An 18,828-nucleotide genomic window follows, 5' to 3' on the forward strand; every position below is an offset into this window, starting at 1 on the left:
CGGTGACGGCCGGTTGTCCATCCTGCCACGCACAGCGACGCACGTGGGGCGAGCGGTCCGCCGGAGCGTGACCGGTGCCACGTTCTCTGGCCTTACCATGGCGCGGTGCTGGTCAAGTGGATTCGCTGCACCGTGGTGGACCGCCGCGGTTTCGAGCGGGGGCAGCGGAAGTGGGCGGGGCTTCCGGGGGAGCCGGGATTTCGGGGACAGGGGGGTGGCTGGAGCCGGCGGCGTCCGGACGTGGCGCACGTCTTCGCGTTCTGGGAGAGCCGTGCCTTCTACGACTCCTTCATGGCCCGTTCCCACGACCGGCTGGCCTCCGCCCAGGTGGGCACCTTCAAGGACGCCCGCGTCAGGCTCTTCGACTACCGCTTCGACGTGAAGACGGGCTTCGAACCGCGCTTCACCGACGCCGACCTGCTGCGGGTGGCGCTCTGCCGGGTCCACGAGGAGCGGGCCGAGCACTACGTCCTCATGCAGGAGAAGGTCTGGAACCCCGCGATGGCCGGCTCGCCCGGCATGGTCCGCGGCCTGTTCGGCGAGGCTCCGGGGCACGAGTACCTCGTGCTGTCCATGTGGCGGTCGGCGGCCGAGCACGGCAAGTACCGCACCGAGCGCGTCGAACGGCTCGCCCTGCGCGCCCAGACGGAGGCCGACATCTCGGCGCTGACCGGGGACGTCGTGCAGATGGAGCCCACCTGGACGATTTGAGATCCGGACCCGCCCTCCCGCCGCCGGGGTGTGGAAACTGTGTGACGTACGCCGTACGGCGCCCGTACGAGTGCTTGGTTCCGGCCGACTCGATCTAGGGTGCTGGCATGGCACGACCACGGCGCATCGTTCTTGTCCGGCACGGCGAATCGACCGGAAACGTCGATGACACCGTGTACGAGCGCGAACCCGACCACGCGCTGGCCCTCACCGACCGGGGCCGGGTGCAGGCGGAGGAGACCGGCAAGGAGCTGCGCGACGTCTTCGGCCGCGAGCGGGTCAGCGTGTACGTCTCCCCGTACCGCCGGACGCACGAGACGCTCCGCGCCTTCCACCTGGACCCCGGACTGATACGGATACGGGAGGAGCCCCGGCTGCGCGAGCAGGACTGGGGCAACTGGCAGGACCGCGACGACGTACGCCTGCAGAAGGCCTACCGCGACGCCTACGGCCACTTCTTCTACCGCTTCGCCCAGGGGGAGTCCGGCGCCGACGTGTACGACCGGGTCGGCGGCTTCCTGGAGAGCCTGTTCCGCAGCTTCGAGGACCCCGACCATCCGCCGAACGTGCTGCTGGTGACCCACGGACTGGCCATGCGGCTGTTCTGCATGCGGTGGTTCCACTGGACGGTCGCGGAGTTCGAGTCCCTGTCGAACCCCGGGAACGCCGAGATGCGGATGCTCGTTCTCGGTGAGGACGGCAAGTACACCCTTGACCGGCCCTTCGAACGCTGGCGAGATCCGGAACCGTACGGGATCACCGGATAGAGTGGCAGGGCGATGACCGCTCATTCATCTCCTGACGGGCGCCTGGACCGGGCCCTGTCCAGCCTGCGCGGACTGTCGGTGGGCGACGCGCTGGGCTCCCAGTTCTTCGTGCCCGCGAACTATCCGCTGCTGAAGCGCCGCGAGCTGCCGCCCGGCGTCTGGCAGTGGACGGACGACACGGAAATGGCCTGCTCCGTGGTCTCCGTCCTGGCCACCCACCAGCGCGTCGACCAGGACGCGCTGGCCCTCTCCTTCGCCCGGCACCACGACTTCGACCGCGGCTACGGCCCCGCGGTCAACCGACTGCTGCGGCTGGTCCGCGAGGGCGGCGACTGGCGCGAGCTGGCCGCCGCCCTGTTCAACGGCCAGGGCTCGTGGGGCAACGGTGCCGCGATGCGCATCGCCCCGCTGGGCGCCTGGTACGCGGACGACCCGGAACAGGCGACCCACCAGGCCGAGATCTCCGCCTACCCCACGCATCAGCACCGCGAGGCGGTGGTCGGCGCCATGGCGGTCGCCGCAGCCGCCGCACTGGCCGCGGACCCGGCCGGACCGCCCAAGGCGCACGCGCTCCTCGACGGGGTGATCGCCCTGGTGCCGAAGAGCGCTGTGGGCGCCGGACTCCGGCGCGCCCGCGACATGCTGGACTACGGCGACGCGGCCACGGTCGCGGCGGTCCTCGGCTGCGGCAGGCGTACGACCGCGCACGACACGGTGCCCTTCGCCCTCTGGTCCGCCGCCCGCGCCCTCGGGGACTACGAAACGGCCTTCTGGACGACCGCCCAGGTCGGCGGGGACGTGGACACGACCTGCGCGATCGTGGGCGGAGTGATCGCGGCCGGCGAGGCGGGCGCGCCCCCGGCCGAGTGGGCGGGACGGGTCGAGGAGCTGCCCGAGTGGATGGCGGCCCGGTCCTAGTCGACTTCTCCCGTACGACGGAACTCTCCGTGCAGGGTGGGAACTCTCCGTGACGGCTCGGGCGTTGTCGAGACATCCGCTGTGCGCGGTCCGGCCCCCGGACGGGGCCGTGAGAGTCACGAGGGGGTGGGACATGGACGTGCTCGCGCTGCCGACCGCCGGACGCCGACGGCGGGGCGGGCGCCGGGAGGCGGTTCCGACGCCTCCCGGTGCCCGCCCCCGCGAGACCACACGGTCAGCCGACCCCTGGACCCGCCGAGCCGGACAGGGCCTCCAGGTCGCTCTTGCGGACCCGGATCACCAGCCATGCCGTGGCGAGGGCGAGTACGGCCATCGCCGCGGCCGGGATGAAGGCCGCCGAGATGCCCTGCGCCAGGACCTCGTGCCCCCACGGCGCCGGCAGCTGCTGCGTCTGGGCGAACTCGGCCTTCTGCTCCGGCGAGCCGTTGGTGAGGAAGTCCGGCACCTGCTTCTCCGCCTCGTCCCTGCCGGCCGTGCCGAAGACCGTGGTCAGGATGGCCAGGCCGATCGATCCGCCCACCTGCTGCATGGCGTTGAGCAGACCGGAGGCCGCGCCCGCCTCGTGCTGGGCGACCCCGGAGACCGCGGTCAGCGTCAGCGTCACGAAGTTCAGTCCCATGCCGAAGCCGAAGATCAGCATCGGCCCCAGCACGCCGCCCACGTAGGAGCTGTCGGAGCTGATGAGGGCCTGCCAGCCGAGTCCGACCGCGGCGAGCGCCGAACCCACGATCATGAACGGCTTGGGTCCGAGGACCGGCAGGAACCGCTGCGAGATCCCCGCGCCGAGCGCGATCACCACCGTGACCGGCAGGAAGGCCAGACCCGCCTCGATGGGGGTGTAGCCCAGCACGTTCTGGACGAACAGCACGATGTAGAAGAACATGCCGAACATCGCCGCGGCCAGGCTGAGCATGATCACGTACGTGCCCGAGCGGTTGCGGTCGGCGAACATCCGCAGCGGGGTGATCGGCTCCTTGGCGCGCGACTCGATGAACGCGAAGGACAGCAGCAGCACCACGGCCGCCACGAAGGAACCGATGGTCAGGCTGTCCCGCCAGCCCTCGTCCGCGGCGCGGATGAAGCCGTAGACGAGGGACGCCATACCCGCCGTCGAGGTCACCGCCCCGGCGATGTCGAAGCGGCCGGAGTGCCGCTCGGACTCACTGATGTACATCGGGGTGAGCACCGCGATCAGCACGCCGATCGGCACGTTGACGAAGAGCACCCAGCGCCAGTCCAGCCACTCGGTGAGCATGCCGCCGGCCAGCAGACCGATGGCGCCACCACCCGCGGACACGGCCGCGAAGACGCCGAAGGCCCGGTTGCGTTCCGGGCCCTCGGGGAAGGTGGTGGTTATGAGGGCGAGCGACGTGGGCGAGGCGATCGCGCCTCCCACACCTTGCAGGACGCGCGCCGCCAGCAGCTGCCAGGGTTCCTGGGCGAAGCCGCCGAGCAGCGAGGCGAAGGTGAACAGCAGGATGCCGGTCATGAAGACCCGGCGCCTGCCGAGGATGTCACCGGCTCGGCCGCCGAGCAGGAGCAGGCCGCCGAAGGTGAGCGTGTAGGCGCTGACGACCCAGGTGAGGTCGGTGGTGCTGAACTTGAGCGCGTCTTGAATGTGCGGGAGTGCGATGTTCACAATCGTCGCGTCGAGTACCACCATGAGCTGGCAGGCCGCGATGACGGTGAGCGCGATGCCGGGATGCCCCTCCCGGCGGGCCGCTCCCGGCTTCTGGTCTCGGATCAGAGATGAGGTTGTCACTGTGTGTCCCCCACGAATCACTTAGTGAACGCCCGCGTTCACTGTTGCGCCAACGTTAGTGACTCCCCGACAGTGAACGCAACCGTTCACTTGTGGCGTCGTCGTGTGTCCCGTCCCCCTTGTGGCCGCGCGGCGCTTCCCCCGCCCCCGAAAACCCGCTGCACCCGCTTACTGGAGACCCGCGACATGGTTGCTTCGAACTGGGCGGCCGCCTCCGCCCAGACGTCCTCGCGGCGGCGTGGTGCCGTCCTCGAACGCGCGATCCTCGACGCCGCGCTGGAGCAACTCGGCACCGTCGGCTGGAACGGCCTCACGATGGAGGGCGTCGCCGCCGGCGCCCAGACCGGCAAGGCGGCGGTCTACCGGCGCTGGCCGTCCAAGGAGGACCTCGTCGCCGACGCGCTGCGGGCCGGGCTGCCGCGCTTCGACACGGTGCCCGACCTCGGGAGCGTGCGCGAGGACCTGCTGGCGCTGTGCCGCAGGGCACGCGACGCGATGTACTCCCGGCCGGGGTTCGCCCTTCGCTCGGTCATTCACGAATGCGACAGCGTGCAGGCCGAGCGCTTCCACACGGTGATCCTCAAGGGTGTGGTCGAGCCGACGCTCGAGATGCTCCGCGAGGTCATCAACCGTGGAATAGAGCGGGGAGAGGTCAGGCGCGACGCGGCCAACGGATACGTCTTCGACGCCATCCCGGCGATGATGATGTACCGCTCCAAGATTTGTGCAAGTGAATGGCCGGACCTGGAGCTGGAGGAAATGATCGACCAGTTGATGGTGCCGCTGCTGCGGCCCGACGCCACCTGATCCTCGCCGTGGAGGGCCCCGGGCCCGTTTGGGGAACCGGGGTGTCGCCCGGGGTTCCCAGCGGCGTACGCTAGGTGCGCCATGCCGTACGAACCACCCACACACACCGTCGAGCGCTCCCTTCGCGCCACGACCGGAGCGAAGATCATTGCCGGTGTCGACGAGGTGGGGCGCGGTGCGTGGGCCGGTCCCGTGACCGTCTGCGCCGCGATCACCGGACTGCGCCGGCCCCCGGCCGGCCTCACCGACTCCAAGCTGCTCACCATCAAGCGACGCACCGAACTCGCCGTCGAGTTGCGGACCTGGGTGACGTCCTACGCCCTGGGGCACGCCTCTCCCGAGGAGATCGACGCCATGGGGATGACCGCCGCGCTGCGACTGGCGGCGGTGCGCGCCCTGGAGACCCTGCCGGTCCGCCCCGACGCCGTCATCCTCGACGGCAAGCACGACTATCTCGGGGCGCCTTGGCGGGTCCGTACGGTGATCAAAGGTGACCAGTCCTGCGTGGCCGTCGCCGCGGCTTCGGTCCTGGCCAAGGTCCAGCGCGACAAAATGATGGCCGAACTGGGCATCGACCATGCAGACTTCGCCTTCGCGGACAACGCCGGGTATCCGTCACCCGTGCACCGGGCCGCACTGGAGGAGCGGGGGCCCACCCCGTACCACCGGTTGTCGTGGGCGTATCTTGATGCGCTGCCCCAGTGGCGGCACCTCAAGAAGGTCCGCAGTTGGGTGGAGGGAAGCGTTCCGGAAATCGAGGGTCAGCTCGGATTCGATTTCTGACGGTTCCGCTCGCAGACATGTGCCACCCGCCGACGCGAGCCGCACCAACGTTTGATAAATATCAGCTCATGCCTCTCATTCCCGAGGAGCCTCAGATTCACGAGAAGGCCCAGGGTCCCCGCGCCACTCCGGCCAGCGGCCGCACCGCGCCGACCCCTCGCCCCGTACCCGGCCCCCGTCCCGCGGCCCCGCCGCGCCCCGGTCGTCCCGGCCCGGTGCGGCCGACCGCGCCGGCGCAACGCGCGCCACGCGACACGACCACCACCAAGCCCGGACCCCCGGGTCCGGCAGCCCCGGCAGCCCCGGCCGCTCCGGTCGCCCAAGCCGCTCCGGCGGCCAACGCGGCCACCGTCGCGGCTCCGCAGATCCAGCTGATCCCGGCCACCCCCGACGGCGCGCTCGACGCCGCCGAAGAGGCCGTGGACCTGCTGCTGGACTCGGGTCGGACCCCCGGTGACGTGCTGGTGCTCACCACCGGCGAACCGCACCCGTGGGCCGCCCACGAACTGTCCTTCGGCGACGCCGCCTACTGGGCGCAGCACGACGCGGGCGACGACGTCTTCTACGCGGACGCCGCCGTCGCGGACCGTGCGGCCTCGCGGGCCGTGGTCGTGGTCGCGGTCAACGGCGGCCCCGAAGCGGCAGCCGCCCGCGCCCTCGGCGTGGCCCACACCCGGGCCGGTGCCCTGCTGATCGTCTGCGGAGACCCGCAGCGGATCAACTCGGTGCTGGGCGCGGGCGTCTGAGCCGTTTCCGCCGCGTGCGGCGGACCTCGGTCAGGGGTACTGGCACGGCGGTCGCTTCGGCGTGCGCCTGTGTTTCCGTCCTCGGGCTGACCAGGGTTGTACCGGTGCGGACCGCCGTGGTGTGCCTGTTCGGTGCACCGCGGCGGTAACACCGCGGTGCACCGTGGTGTGTCCGTGGCGCTCAGCGAGCCGCCGCGCGGCGCAGTACCTCCGAGGCGACACCGCCGGTGCGGGGTGGCGGGGGCGGTGTCGCCGACGTGGCGAAGGGCTCCGGCGCCGACGCCGCGTTGGGCCGGCGCCCGCCGCGGCCCTCGCCGAGGACCTGCCAGCCGTCCCGGGTCAGCGTGATGTACGCGCCGCAGCGCAGCCCGTGCAACGTGCAGGCGTCCCGCAGCCCCCACATCCACGCGCCGTCCTCCTCCGTCCAACGCCCGTCGCCGTCACGGCAGTAGAGCAGTACGGCGGTGCGCACCGGTGTGCGGCGCCGCAGATCGTGCGGGATGACGCGGCGCAACTGCGAGAGCAGCGCGTTGCGGAACATCCAGCCGTCCGCCGGTGACCGGCGGCTGGTGAACGAGGCGCTGGCGCGCAGCCGTTCGTCCGGATCGAGTACGGCCACGATCGCGGTCGCCGGCCTGGGGCGGTGCCGGGAGTGGAGGCCGCTGACGACCTCCCGCGGATTGCGCAGCAGCGGGATTCCGGCGGCGGCCCACTCCGCCGGTTCGAGCAGGCGAGTGGCGGAAGCGGCGGACGAGGAAAACGAGGCGGCCGAGGACGGAGCGAATCCGAAGGTCACGTTCCTCCCTTCGGCTACGCGCCCACACTGCGGGCAGGGGTCGGATTCGGGGAGCGCGCACCGCAGTGAAGCCCTGCCGGATCACGGCCGGGCCGTGCGGGGAGCGGACTTCAATTCTTCCTGTCGAACTTGGATGCGGCAACGAGCAATTGGGACCGGCGACCGTTATCTGCTGATGCGCGTCCTATATCCCTACCCGGAGTGCCGCCGGGTGACGCCTGGGACGCGGCAGGCGCGCGGCGCGCGCGATCACCCCTGCACCGCCAGGACGAGCGGCAGCACCCCCTGGGCGCCGGCACGGCGGAGCAGCCGGGCGGCCACCGCGAGGGTCCAGCCGGTCTCGGTGCAGTCGTCCACGAGGAGTACCGGGCCGTCCAGCCCGCTGAGGGTCGTGGCGAGGGCGGGCGGCACCGTCAGGGCACCGTCCAGCGCCTTGAGCCGCTGCGCGCTGTTGCTGCGGGAGCCGCCGGGCGCCTCACCCGTGTACTCGACCGAACCGAGCAGCGGCAGCCTGCCGATCTCGGCGATGCGGGTACCGAGGGAGTGGATCAGCTGAGGCCGCGCGCGTGAGGCGACGGTCACCACGCCGACGGGCCGTGGCTGGGCGTCGGCCGCGCCCGGGGCCCAGCCGCCGGGCCCCTTCGCCCAGTCGGCCAGCACCGTCACGACGGCCTGGGCGACATCGTCCGGCACCGGACCGTCCGGCGCCTGGGCCGCGAGCATCGGCCGCAGCCGGTTGCCCCAGCCGATGTCGGACAGCCGGCCCAGGGCCCTGCCCGACGCCGCCTGTTCCGCCGCCGGAATCCGGCCCTTCAGGTCGACGCCGATCGCCGGAAGCCCGGTCGGCCACATGCGGCGCGGCTCCACCTCGACGCCGGCCCGCCCCAGGTCGACCCGCGCGGCGTCGAGGGAGTCGGAGGAGGTGTCGGCGGCGAAACGCGGGCCCGCGCAGTTGTCGCACTGGCCGCAGGGCTTCGCGCCCTCGTCGTCCAACTGCCGTTGCAGGAACTCCATCCGGCACTCGGTCGTCGCGGCGTAGTCGCGCATCGACTGCTGCTCGGCCTGCCGCTGGCGGGCGACCCAGTCGTAGCGCTCCGCGTCGTACGTCCAGGGCTGTCCGGTCGCGATCCAGCCCCCCTTGACCCGCTTGACCGCCCCGTCCACGTCGAGGACCTTCAGCATGGTCTCCAGGCGGGAACGGCGCAGCTCCACCAACGGCTCCAACGCGGGCAGCGACAGCGGACGCTCGGCGCGCGCGAGGACGTCGAGCGTGCGGCGCACCAGGTCCTCCGACGGGAAGGCCAGCGAGGCGAAGTACTGCCAGATCGCCTCGTCCTCCCTCCCGGGCAGCAGGAGCACCTCGGCGTGCTCGACACCGCGCCCCGCGCGGCCGACCTGCTGGTAGTACGCGATGGGGGAGGACGGCGAACCCAGGTGCACCACGAAACCCAGGTCGGGCTTGTCGAAGCCCATGCCGAGCGCCGAGGTGGCCACCAGCGCCTTGACCCGGTTGGCGAGCAGGTCGTCCTCGGCCTGCTGCCGGTCCGCGTTCTCGGTCTTGCCGGTGTAGGAGGCGACGGTGTGGCCGCGCTGCCGGAGGAAGGCGGTGACCTCCTCGGCGGCGGCCACGGTGAGCGTGTAGATGATGCCGGAACCCGGGAGCCGGTCGAGGTGGTCGGCGAGCCAGGCCATCCGGTGCGCGGCGTCGGACAGCCGCAGCACCCCCAGACTGAGGCTCTCCCGGTCCAGCGGACCGCGCAGCACCAGGGCGTCGGACGTGCCACCCGTGCCGAGCTGCTCCGCCACGTCGGCGGTCACCCGCGCGTTGGCCGTGGCCGTGGTCGCCAGGACGGGGACACCGGGCGGGAGATCGGTGAGCATGGTGCGCAGCCGCCGGTAGTCGGGGCGGAAGTCGTGGCCCCAGTCGGAGATGCAGTGGGCCTCGTCCACCACGAGCAGTCCGGTCGCGGCGGAGAGCTTGGGCAGTACCTGGTCGCGGAAGTCCGGGTTGTTGAGCCGCTCGGGACTCACCAGCAGCACGTCGACCTCGCCCGCCGCGATCTCGTCCTGGACCGTGTCCCACTCCTCGGTGTTGGAGGAGTTGATGGTCCGGGCGCGGATGCCGGCCCGGGCCGCGGCCTCGACCTGGTTGCGCATCAGTGCGAGCAAGGGGGAGACGATCACCGTGGGCCCGGCGCCCCGGTCACGGAGCAGAGCGGTCGCCACGAAGTACACCGCGGACTTGCCCCACCCCGTGCGCTGGACGACCAGGGCCCGGCGCCGCTCGGCGACCAGCGCCTCGATCGCCCGCCACTGGTCCTCCCGCAGCCGGGCGCCGCCGGAGGCGTCCCCAACGAGACGGGCGAGGACCGTGTCGGCCGCTGTCCGCAGATCCGCGTTGCTCGTGTGCTCCATGCGTTCCATACAACAGGACGGGACCGACAAGCGGGCGAGCTGTGGACGGAGGAAGGCGCTGAGGCCGGCTCGGCGTCCGAGGGTGACGTGTCCCTGATTGAAGTTATCCACAGGGCAAGCGGAACGTCTCGATCCGCGAGATCGTCGGGCCATGACGAACCACAGCGAAACGACCGGACCCTCCGACAACGGTGACATCCCGCGCCCCGAGCAGCCAAGCCGAAAGGCCCTGACCTCGTATGAGGGTCCCGGTGACGAGCACCAGGTCACCCTGCGCACCCCCGCCGAACTGGCCGACGCCCTGCCCTATCTCCTCGGCTACCGCCCGGAGGACAGCATCGTCCTGGCCGCCCTGCGTGACAGGGAGGGGCGCGGCCGTTTCGGCGGCCGGGCGCGGCTCGGCATCCCCGCCAGCCCGGACGACTGGGCGTGCGCGGCCGGACAGTTGGTCCACGGCCTGGTCACCGGCAGCGAGCGCCGAGGCGTCCGTCCCGAGCAGATGGTCGCCTACCTCTGCCAGGAACCGGCGCGGGGCGAGACCGGCCGAGACGTGATGGAGCGACTGCGACCACTCGCCCAGCGCCTGCGCGTCGAGTGCGGCACGCTCGACGTACCCGTGGTCGAGGCGCTGTGCATCTCGGCCGGACGCTTCTGGTCCTACTGCTGCGACGACGAGGCATGCTGCCCGGCCGAGGGCCTGCCCATGGGGCTGCCGGGGACCTCGGTGCTGGCCGCGGCGGCCACTTACGCCGGTATTCAGGTGCGCGGCTCGCTGAGCGACCTGCGGGCCAGGCTGCTGCCGGGGGAGAACGCGGAGGCGGCGGAGCAGACCGCCGCCCTTGATGCCGCCGCCACGACTCTGGTCGCCCGGATCCTCGACACCGACGGCCGCTCGGAGGTGGCCCGGGAGACGCTGGAGACGGCGGAGCGGGTCATGCGCCGGCTCGCCGATGCCACGCCGGTGTCCGGCATGCCGGCCGAGGATCTGCGCGACGACCACCTGCTCGGGCACGACGAGGCGGCGGCCCTGATTCTCGGCCTCCAGGACCGCACCACCCGCGACCGCGCGGCCGGGTGGATGGAGGGCGACGAGGCAGGACCCGCGCTGCGCCTCTGGCGGGCCCTCGCCCGTCGCTGCGTCGGACCGTACGGGGAACACGCGGCCGCGCCGCTCACCCTCGCGGGCTGGGTCGCCTGGTCCACGGGTGACGAACTGGAGGCACGCGAGGCCCTGGCCATGGCACTCGGCGCAGATTCCGACTACCTCTTCGCCCGGCTCCTGCACCAGGCGTGCAACGAGGGCCTGGATCCCGAGTCGATCCGCCGCTGTCTGCGCGCGGAGCGCGAGGACCGTGGCAGCGCGGAAGTCAGCAGCTCCGACGACGGCGAGCGGACCGGCGGGCCCGGGTCCCGAGAGCCGGGAGAGCCCTCACCCGCTCCGCGGCCGCCGTCCGGCCGTCGGCGCCGCACGCGTTCCCTCCCCTCGGCGGACGGCACCCGGCGCCGTGCGAAGCCGCAGAATCGCGAGCCGAGGCCGGAGAACGCGCACCCCCGCACCCCGTCGAGGGCTGAACGCTCTGGAGCCGGGCGGACTGGCCGGACGCGTTCGCGTACCCCGGGGACACCGGCCGAGGGAGGCGGCGAATGATGGCGAAGGGGAGGTCGCAAGCTGAGCCTGACCTGGCATGACGTGGCCCCGCCCGGCGATCGGGAGGAGACGGCGAGGTACCTGTCGGACTGACGTGGATCAGCGTGCGAAGCGGTCGGTGAAGGGAGTGTTTATCGTCAGGCAGACGACTATGATCGCCGCATGCCCTACGACCCGTCAGCCTTTCCACCCTTCGCCGTCACTGTGGACCTGGTCGTGCTGACCGTGCGCCGTCACTCCCTGTGCGCTTTGGCGGTGCGCAGGGGAGAGCCGCCGTTCCAGGGCCGCTGGGCCCTGCCCGGAGGCTTCGTACGGGCGGACGAGGATCTGGCGCAGGCGGCGGCGCGCGAGCTCGCCGAGGAGACGGGGCTGTGCGTCCACGACCCGAGCGCGCCCACCCAGGACAACGGTGCCCACCTGGAGCAGCTCGCCACGTACGGCGACCCCGAGCGCGACCCCCGGATGCGCGTGGTCAGTGTCGCCCACCTCGCGCTCGCCCCCGACCTGCCCGCACCGCGCGCGGGCGGTGACGCCAGCAACGCGCGCTGGGCGCCGGTCGAGGAACTGCTGGAACAGAGCGGTTACGGCCGCGCCGGCGAGCCTCTGGCGCCGCTCGCCTTCGACCACGCCCAGATCCTGGCGGACGGGGTGGAGCGAGCCCGCTCCAAGATCGAGTACTCCTCGCTGGCGACCGCGTTCTGCCCGCCCGAGTTCACCGTCGGCGAGCTGCGCCGCGTCTACGAGGCGGTGTGGAGCGTGGCCCTCGACCCGCGCAACTTCCACCGCAAGGTGACGGGCACGCCCGGATTCCTCGTTCCCACCGGGGGCACGACCACCCGCCAGGGCGGCCGTCCCGCCCAACTCTTCCGGGCGGGCGGCGCGACGCTCCTCAACCCCCCGATGCTGCGTCCCGAGGTCTGAGGGTTCCTCGCCCCCGATAGGCCCTGCGGTGCCCGAAAAACCGGATATGGCACGCTATCTTGCTGCGGGTGATCCAGGCCTTCGGACTGACCAGCAACCCCCGCAAGGAGCTTCCGCCCGCCGTCGACGACGTCTCCTTCGAAGTGCGCGCGGGCCGCGTCACCGCACTGCTCGGAGTGCCGGGCGCCGGCAAGACGACAGCGCTCAGACTGATGCTCGAACTGCAACACGGCCGGGGGCTCACCTACTTCAGAGGCCGCCCCCTGCACCGCATCGCCCACCCCTCGCGCGAGGTCGGCGTACTGCTCGGAGACGTTCCGGGACATCCGGCCCGCACCGTGCGGGGCCACCTCCGCATGCTGTGCGCGGCGGCGGGAGTCCCGGTCCAGCGGGCGGACGAAGTCATGGAGTCGGTCGGACTCGTGAGTCTGCGCGACGAACGCCTCGGCACCCTGTCGCGGGGCATGGACCGCCGCCTCGGACTGGCCTGCGCGCTGGTCCCCGACCCGCACACCCTGGTGTTCGACGACCCCGCGGGCGCACTCTCCGTGCGCGAGGCCCGCTGGCTGCACGGCGCCCTGCGTGCGCACGCCGGCCAGGGCGGGACCGTCCTGTTCAGCACCGCGGACCCCAAGGAGGCCGCGCGTGCCGCCGACCACGTCGTCACGCTGGAACAGGGTCGGGTCGTCGCCGACCAGGAGGCGGCGGACTTCTCCCGCACCCGGCTGCGCCCACGCGTCGCCGTCCGCAGCCCGCACGCCGCGCGCCTCGGTGCCCTGCTGGCCCAAGAGGCCCGCTCGGCACGCCGTTCCGTCGAGGTCGTACGCGAGGGCGGCAACCGGCTGGCGGTGTACGGCAGCACATGCGCGGACATCGGCGAGACCGCCTTCCGGCACGGGATCCTCGTACATCAACTCGCCGACGAGGTGGGCGACATGGGCCCTGGTGCCGGTGCCGGTGCCGACGACAGTGGTGGTGCTCGTGCGGATGCCGGGGCCGGCGCGGTCGTTCCCCCGGCGCGTCACTGGGCGGCGGACGGCGAGCGGGCACCGGCCCCCCGCAGGCCGACTGTCACCCGGCCCTCACCCACGGGCCCACCGCGCCCGACCGCCACCGCCCCACTGGCGGTCGATACACCGGCGCCCGATCCGTCTGCGGTCGATTCTGCGGCGATCGATCCTGCCGTGACCGGACCCTCGGCGAGCGAGCTGCCGGGGACTGGTCCTGCGGCGACCGAGCCGCCAGCACCCGAGCAACCGGCGGTCGATCTACCAGCGACCGCGATGCCCGCGACGGATCCCCCGTCGCCCGCCTCCGACCCCTCCCGCGCCGACGCCCCACAGCCACCCCCGGACGACCACCCCACCGTCACCAGTGGCGACCAGGCGTCCTCCACCAGCGACGACCAGACGTCCTCCGCCAGAGACCGGCGCCCCGAAGCCGCCGAGTCCACCGCCGTCGAAGCTCCCACGGCTCCCACGGCTCCCACGGCCCCCGCGACTCCCGACCCCACCGACCGCCCCCGGCCCACCCAGCCCACCCAGCCCACGTACGCCGCCCTCACCCCCGGCGCGGCGTCCGTGCTTCCGCCGCCCATCTCCGTGCGCTCCGCCCCCAGCCCGCTCCGTCCGCTCCGCTACGAGATCCGGCGTGCGGTCGGCATCAGCACCGGGTTCGTCATCGGCGCCGTCGTGCTCGTCGTGTCCGCCGTCATGGCCGTGGTCCTCGCGCGGGTCGGCCACACCCCGCAGGCGCGGCTCCTGGCGGCGTGGCCGCGGGAACTGCCATTGCCGCCCGCGGCGCTCGGCGCGGGGCTGCTAGGCGCGCTCGCCTTCGGCGACGAGTTCCGCCACCCCGCCCTGGCGGCGGACCGCGGCACGGTGCCGCGCAGGCTGGGGCTGCTGACTGCGAAACTGCTCGTGTCCGCCGCCGTCGCACTCGTGCTGGCCGCCCTGACGGCCGGCTGCAACGCCGAAGTGCTCCATCTGTTCTACGGGCGAGAACTCGCGCGAATTCCCGCCGACTGGGCCGTGCTGGGCGCCGGTTGGGCCGGGCTCGTCGTCGCGTGCGCCTGGTCCGGTGTGCTCGCCGCGGGCCTCTTCCGTTCCACCACCGCCGGACTCGCCGCGGTGGTCGCCGTTCCGGTCGTCGTCGTGCCGCTCGTACAGAAGGTCTGGGAGGGGCCGGACGTACGGACCGCGGCCGGCCTGCCATTGCGGGTGCGCGAGGTCCTCCTGACGCAGTGGCCGTTCGGCGGTGAGCGCTATGTGGCAGAGGTGCTGCGCGTCGTCGTCCAACCGGTGGGCGGCGCAATGACGTTGTCGCTGACCGCTCTGCTCTGCGCCTTCCTGCTCACGACCCTGCGCAGCAGGGTCCGGTGACGGTCGTCGCGCTCCTCCGGTCCGACCCTGCGCGCAACTTCCCGGGGAAAGCCCATTTCTTTCCGATAAGGCGTCAATTGCGACGGGGTGAGCGATCACCCTTTCGTGTGCTTTTCACCAAAGACCTCAAGGGAGTTGGGAACGGCGCCGACAAAGGATGCGTGAGTACCCTTGCGCACACCATGATGACCGCCGCCCGCTCCGCCGACTCCGGCCTCGCGAATCCGGGCGAACTCGACCGCTACCCCTACGCGGAGACGCCCGCCGTCGACCGCGTCGGGACGCCCTCCTGGGAAGGGGTGGAACCCGAGCTGGGGCGCGTGGGCCGGCGCACCGCGGGCAACCGTGGCCGCGGACTGCACGGGCAACTCGTCCAGCAGCTTGGCCAGATGATCGTTTCGGGTGACCTCGGTGCCGACCGCCCGCTGGTGCCCGAGGAGATCGGCCAGCGTTTCGAGGTGTCCCGCACCGTGGTCCGGGAGTCCCTCCGGGTGCTGGAGGCCAAGGGCCTGGTCAGCGCGCGCCCGAACGTGGGCACGCGCGTGCGCCCCGTGAGCGACTGGAACCTCCTCGACCCCGACATCATCGAATGGCGCGCCTTCGGGCCGCAGCGCGACGACCAGCGCCGCGAGCTGAGCGAGCTGCGCTGGACGATCGAGCCGCTCGCCGCGCGCCTGGCCGCCGGGCACGGGCGCGAGGACGTCCAGCAGCGCCTGTCGGACATGGTCGGGATCATGGGCCACGCCATGGGGCAGGGTGACGCGCTGACCTTCTCGCGTGCCGACGCCGAGTTCCACACACTGCTCATCCAGGTCGCCGGGAACCGCATGCTGGACCACCTCTCGGGCATCGTCTCCGCCGCCCTCCATGTCTCCGGCGGCCCGGTCACGGGCTGTGACCGGCCGAACGACGTGTCGCTGGCCCAGCACGGCAGGATCGTCGACGCCCTCGCCGCGGGCGACGGCGCGGCGGCCGAGACCGCCATGCGCCAGCTTCTGACCGTCCACCCCGAGGTGGAACGCGTGGTGCCCGCCCCGCGCGAGCACTGACCGCGTCCCGCCGGATCGGCGCGGTCCGGGCACGCCAAACCCCTCCTGTGGCAGTGACCGGACGAACGCCGCCACCGTCGGACCCCGTGGTGTCCTCAGTGACGCCACGGGGTCCGACCGTGTGATGAGAGGCTGAGCCTCCCCGCTCGGTCGAATCGTGTGAGTTGATGGCCTTGTTTATCCGTGTCTGACCGATTTTGATTGCTTACGGGGTGTGACTCGGGCCACGCGGATTGGGCGTAACGCTCCCGGGAACAACACGATGACCTAAGAGGTGACAGCCGCGGAGGGAATACGGGCGCCGTTCACGGCGCTGTGCATCTCCCCCGGCGCCGCCCGCACCGTCGGCCCATCCCCAAGCCGGTGGTCGGCTCCAGTCCGCCGTGGACGGGGCCGGAAGCCGTTTTCCAACGTTCCGAGAGGTTGTTCGTGTCGGCCAGCACATCCCGTACGCTCCCGCCGGAGATCGCCGAGTCCGTCTCTGTCATGGCGCTCATTGAGCGGGGAAAGGCTGAGGGGCAGATCGCCGGCGACGACGTGCGTCGGGCCTTCGAAGCTGACCAGATTCCGGCCACTCAGTGGAAGAACGTACTGCGCAGCCTCAACCAGATCCTCGAGGAAGAGGGTGTGACGCTGATGGTCAGTGCCGCAGAGCCCAAGCGCACCCGAAAGAGCGTCGCAGCGAAGAGCCCCGCCAAGCGCACCGCCACGAAGGCGGTCGCGGCGAAGGCGGTGCCCGGCAGGAAGGCCGCCGCTCCCGCCACCCCGACGGCGCCCGCCCCCGAGCCCGCCGTCGAGGAAGAGGTGGAGGCGCCCGCCAAGAAGGCGGCGGCCAAGAAGACCACCGCCAAGAAGACCGCGGTCAAGAAGACGACCGCCAAGAAGACCGCGGCCAAGAAGACGACCGCCAAGAAGGAAGACGGCGAGCTTCCCGAGGACGAGGCGATCGAGGAGCCGAAGGCTGCGACGGAGGAGCCCGAGGGCACCGAGAACGCGGGCTTCGTGCTGTCCGACGACGACGAGGACGACGCTCCGGCCCAGCAGGTCGCCGCCGCCGGTGCCACCGCCGACCCGGTCAAGGACTACCTGAAGCAGATCGGCAAGGTCCCCCTGCTCAACGCCGAGCAGGAGGTCGAGCTCGCCAAGCGCATCGAGGCCGGCCTGTTCGCCGAGGACAAGCTGGCGAACTCCGACAAGCTCGCGCCCAAGCTCAAGCGTGAGCTGGAGATCATCGCCGAGGACGGGCGCCGCGCCAAGAACCACCTCCTGGAGGCCAACCTCCGCCTGGTGGTCTCCCTGGCCAAGCGCTACACCGGCCGCGGCATGCTCTTCCTGGACCTCATCCAGGAGGGCAACCTCGGTCTGATCCGCGCGGTGGAGAAGTTCGACTACACCAAGGGCTACAAGTTCTCCACGTACGCCACCTGGTGGATCCGCCAGGCGATCACCCGCGCGATGGCCGACCAGGCCCGCACCATCCGTATCCCGGTGCACATGGTCGAGGTCATCAACAAGCTGGCCCGTGTGCAGCGCCAGATGCTCCAGGACCTGGGCCGCGAGCCCACCCCGGAGGAGCTGGCCAAGGAACTCGACATGACCCCGGAGAAGGTCATCGAGGTCCAGAAGTACGGTCGCGAGCCCATCTCGCTGCACACCCCGCTGGGCGAGGACGGCGACAGCGAGTTCGGTGACCTCATCGAGGACTCCGAGGCGGTCGTCCCGGCCGACGCGGTCAGCTTCACCCTCCTGCAGGAGCAGCTGCACTCCGTTCTCGACACCCTGTCCGAGCGCGAGGCAGGCGTCGTCTCCATGCGCTTCGGTCTCACCGACGGTCAGCCGAAGACCCTCGACGAGATCGGCAAGGTGTACGGCGTCACGCGCGAGCGCATCCGCCAGATCGAGTCCAAGACCATGTCGAAGCTGCGTCACCCGTCGCGCTCCCAGGTGCTGCGCGACTACCTCGACTAGGACTCGTCCTACGAGCGACAAGGCCCGGTTCCGGCACAGCGGAACCGGGCCTTCGCGTTGATCAGCGGGTGCGTGTCACGGCGTACTGGATCACTCTGGGTGTCCCACGACCACCTAGGAGTGAGGAGCCTGCATGCGTCGCCTCTTTGCCCGGGCACTGGCCCGGCCGCTGGTCCTGGCGGCCGCCGCGACCGCGATACCGCTGGGATCAGCCGCCCCCGCGTCCGCCGACAGCATCGTCGTCGGGGGCTTTCCGGTCGAAGTCTCCGACAGCCCGTGGACCGTCGCCCTGTCCAGCCGTGACCGGTTCGGAGGTGCGCGGGCGGGACAGTTCTGCGGGGGAGTGGCCGTCGGCCGGACCACCGTCCTCACGGCGGCCCACTGCCTGGGGGAGGAAGTGCTCGGCTCGCCGCCGGAGCAGGTGGACGACCTGAAGGTCATCGCCGGCCGGACCGACCTGCAGTCGCTCCAGGGCCAGGAGATCCGCGTCCGCGCCGTCTGGGTCAACCCGGGGCACGACGACGCCAGCAACGCCGGCGACTTCGCGGTACTAACCCTCTCCGAAGCCCTGCCCGCCGGCTCGGTCATAGGGATGGCGGCCGAGGGCGACCCGGCCTACACGCCGGACACGGGAGCGCTCGTGTACGGCTGGGGGGACGCCTCGGGGGCCGGGGACTACGCGAACGGCCTGCGGGCGGCACGCGTACGCGTACTCCCCGACGCGAGCTGTCGGCAGGCGTACCCGGGGAGTGACGAGGGGCGCTACCTCGAGGGCAGCATGCTCTGCGCGGGCGAGGACGCCGGCGGGCGCGACGCCTGCCAGGGGGACAGCGGGGGGCCGCTGGTCGGCCAGGGCAGGCTCATCGGCCTGGTGTCCTGGGGTAGCGGCTGCGGGCGCCCCGGCAGTCCCGGGGTGTACACGCGCGTCTCCTCGATGCTGCGGACGCTCGGCTGGGACACGGCCGCCGCGACGGCCACCGCCGAGCGACGGCGCGAGAGCGCCTGACGGCCGCTGAGGGCCCTTCGGGCACGAGCACGGGCGGGCGCCCCCGGGGTGGCGGGGGGGGCCCCCCCGGCAACCGCCGGGCGCCCAGTATGCGCGGCGGGGGGGGGGGAGTGTCAGCGGAGGTGAGAC

15 protein-coding genes are annotated in these 18,828 nt (G+C 72.0%); 12 read left to right on the top strand and 3 right to left on the bottom strand.

Features of this window, described 5'->3' with window-relative positions:
• Window positions 1–105 precede the first annotated feature (105 nt).
• The 3 genes from ACFC1X_RS30205 (at window position 106) to ACFC1X_RS30215 (ending at window position 2,396) form a co-directional block, all read left to right on the top strand.
• Complete coding sequence (locus tag ACFC1X_RS30205; RefSeq protein ID WP_376359478.1) at window positions 106–711, top strand: YdbC family protein; 606 nt, start codon at window positions 106–108, stop codon at window positions 709–711.
• A 107-nt stretch (window positions 712–818) separates the two neighbouring features.
• Complete coding sequence (locus ACFC1X_RS30210; protein WP_125494885.1) at window positions 819–1,478, top strand: histidine phosphatase family protein; 660 nt, start codon at window positions 819–821, stop codon at window positions 1,476–1,478.
• Window positions 1,479–1,490: 12 nt separating this feature from the next.
• A complete protein-coding gene (locus ACFC1X_RS30215; protein ID WP_376359482.1) occupies window positions 1,491–2,396 on the top strand; it encodes an ADP-ribosylglycohydrolase family protein in 906 nt (301 codons plus the stop codon).
• Between the two features lie 235 nt (window positions 2,397–2,631).
• On the opposite strand, the gene ACFC1X_RS30220 is transcribed toward ACFC1X_RS30215, so the two are convergent.
• A complete protein-coding gene (locus ACFC1X_RS30220; RefSeq protein ID WP_376359485.1) occupies window positions 2,632–4,179 on the bottom strand; it encodes an MFS transporter in 1,548 nt (515 codons plus the stop codon).
• Window positions 4,180–4,365: 186 nt separating this feature from the next.
• Here ACFC1X_RS30220 and ACFC1X_RS30225 point away from each other — a divergent pair, with 186 nt between their 5' ends.
• From ACFC1X_RS30225 to ACFC1X_RS30235, 3 genes are all read left to right on the top strand, one after another.
• Complete coding sequence (locus tag ACFC1X_RS30225; RefSeq protein WP_376359488.1) at window positions 4,366–4,986, top strand: TetR/AcrR family transcriptional regulator; 621 nt, start codon at window positions 4,366–4,368, stop codon at window positions 4,984–4,986.
• A gap of 81 nt (window positions 4,987–5,067) precedes the next feature.
• Window positions 5,068–5,769: a ribonuclease HII gene (locus ACFC1X_RS30230; RefSeq protein ID WP_161328815.1), complete on the top strand. Its 702-nt coding sequence runs from the start codon at window positions 5,068–5,070 to the stop codon at window positions 5,767–5,769.
• A 68-nt stretch (window positions 5,770–5,837) separates the two neighbouring features.
• On the top strand, window positions 5,838–6,515 hold the full coding sequence (locus ACFC1X_RS30235; protein ID WP_376359492.1) for a hypothetical protein: 678 nt from the start codon (window positions 5,838–5,840) through the stop codon (window positions 6,513–6,515).
• Window positions 6,516–6,696: 181 nt separating this feature from the next.
• Here ACFC1X_RS30235 and ACFC1X_RS30240 read toward each other — a convergent pair whose 3' ends face one another.
• Window positions 6,697–7,311: a hypothetical protein gene (locus ACFC1X_RS30240; RefSeq protein WP_376359495.1), complete on the bottom strand. Its 615-nt coding sequence runs from the start codon at window positions 7,309–7,311 to the stop codon at window positions 6,697–6,699.
• 249 nt (window positions 7,312–7,560) lie between these two features.
• Window positions 7,561–9,726, bottom strand: coding sequence for a RecQ family ATP-dependent DNA helicase (locus ACFC1X_RS30245; protein WP_376359498.1), 2,166 nt, complete (start codon window positions 9,724–9,726; stop codon window positions 7,561–7,563).
• A 151-nt stretch (window positions 9,727–9,877) separates the two neighbouring features.
• Between ACFC1X_RS30245 and ACFC1X_RS30250 the strand changes: the two genes are divergently transcribed.
• The 6 genes from ACFC1X_RS30250 to ACFC1X_RS30275 all read left to right on the top strand — a co-directional run bounded on the left by ACFC1X_RS30250 (window position 9,878) and on the right by ACFC1X_RS30275 (window position 18,699).
• Window positions 9,878–11,374 carry a DUF4192 domain-containing protein gene (locus ACFC1X_RS30250; RefSeq protein ID WP_376359501.1) on the top strand — a complete coding sequence of 499 codons (1,497 nt, stop codon included), beginning with the start codon at window positions 9,878–9,880 and terminating at the stop codon, window positions 11,372–11,374.
• A gap of 162 nt (window positions 11,375–11,536) precedes the next feature.
• Window positions 11,537–12,295, top strand: coding sequence for an NUDIX domain-containing protein (locus ACFC1X_RS30255; RefSeq protein ID WP_376359504.1), 759 nt, complete (start codon window positions 11,537–11,539; stop codon window positions 12,293–12,295).
• A 68-nt stretch (window positions 12,296–12,363) separates the two neighbouring features.
• A complete protein-coding gene (locus ACFC1X_RS30260; RefSeq protein WP_376359507.1) occupies window positions 12,364–14,676 on the top strand; it encodes an ATP-binding cassette domain-containing protein in 2,313 nt (770 codons plus the stop codon).
• Between the two features lie 161 nt (window positions 14,677–14,837).
• Complete coding sequence (whiH, locus tag ACFC1X_RS30265) at window positions 14,838–15,725, top strand: sporulation transcriptional regulator WhiH (RefSeq protein ID WP_361365746.1); 888 nt, start codon at window positions 14,838–14,840, stop codon at window positions 15,723–15,725.
• 429 nt (window positions 15,726–16,154) lie between these two features.
• Entirely contained in the window at window positions 16,155–17,693 is a 1,539-nt protein-coding gene (locus ACFC1X_RS30270) for an RNA polymerase sigma factor (RefSeq protein WP_376359512.1), read from the top strand.
• Between the two features lie 133 nt (window positions 17,694–17,826).
• Window positions 17,827–18,699: a trypsin-like serine protease gene (locus ACFC1X_RS30275; protein WP_376359515.1), complete on the top strand. Its 873-nt coding sequence runs from the start codon at window positions 17,827–17,829 to the stop codon at window positions 18,697–18,699.
• Window positions 18,700–18,828 lie beyond the last annotated feature (129 nt).

Origin of the sequence: Streptomyces sp. NPDC056128, assembly GCF_042263835.1 — a bacterium.
In the GTDB taxonomy this organism is placed as follows: domain Bacteria; phylum Actinomycetota; class Actinomycetes; order Streptomycetales; family Streptomycetaceae; genus Streptomyces.

What these genes read in the sequence shown, in the direction of transcription:
- ACFC1X_RS30275 (WP_376359515.1), top strand. Translation starts at nt 17,827, where the DNA reads ATGCGTCGCCTCTTTGCCCGGGCACTGGCCCGGCCGCTGGTCCTGGCG.
- ACFC1X_RS30210 (WP_125494885.1), top strand. Translation starts at nt 819, where the DNA reads ATGGCACGACCACGGCGCATCGTTCTTGTCCGGCACGGCGAATCGACC.
- ACFC1X_RS30215 (WP_376359482.1), top strand. Translation starts at nt 1,491, where the DNA reads ATGACCGCTCATTCATCTCCTGACGGGCGCCTGGACCGGGCCCTGTCC.
- ACFC1X_RS30230 (WP_161328815.1), top strand. Translation starts at nt 5,068, where the DNA reads ATGCCGTACGAACCACCCACACACACCGTCGAGCGCTCCCTTCGCGCC.
- ACFC1X_RS30225 (WP_376359488.1), top strand. Translation starts at nt 4,366, where the DNA reads ATGGTTGCTTCGAACTGGGCGGCCGCCTCCGCCCAGACGTCCTCGCGG.
- ACFC1X_RS30235 (WP_376359492.1), top strand. Translation starts at nt 5,838, where the DNA reads ATGCCTCTCATTCCCGAGGAGCCTCAGATTCACGAGAAGGCCCAGGGT.
- ACFC1X_RS30245 (WP_376359498.1), bottom strand. Translation starts at nt 9,726, where the DNA reads ATGGAGCACACGAGCAACGCGGATCTGCGGACAGCGGCCGACACGGTC.
- ACFC1X_RS30250 (WP_376359501.1), top strand. Translation starts at nt 9,878, where the DNA reads ATGACGAACCACAGCGAAACGACCGGACCCTCCGACAACGGTGACATC.
- ACFC1X_RS30255 (WP_376359504.1), top strand. Translation starts at nt 11,537, where the DNA reads ATGCCCTACGACCCGTCAGCCTTTCCACCCTTCGCCGTCACTGTGGAC.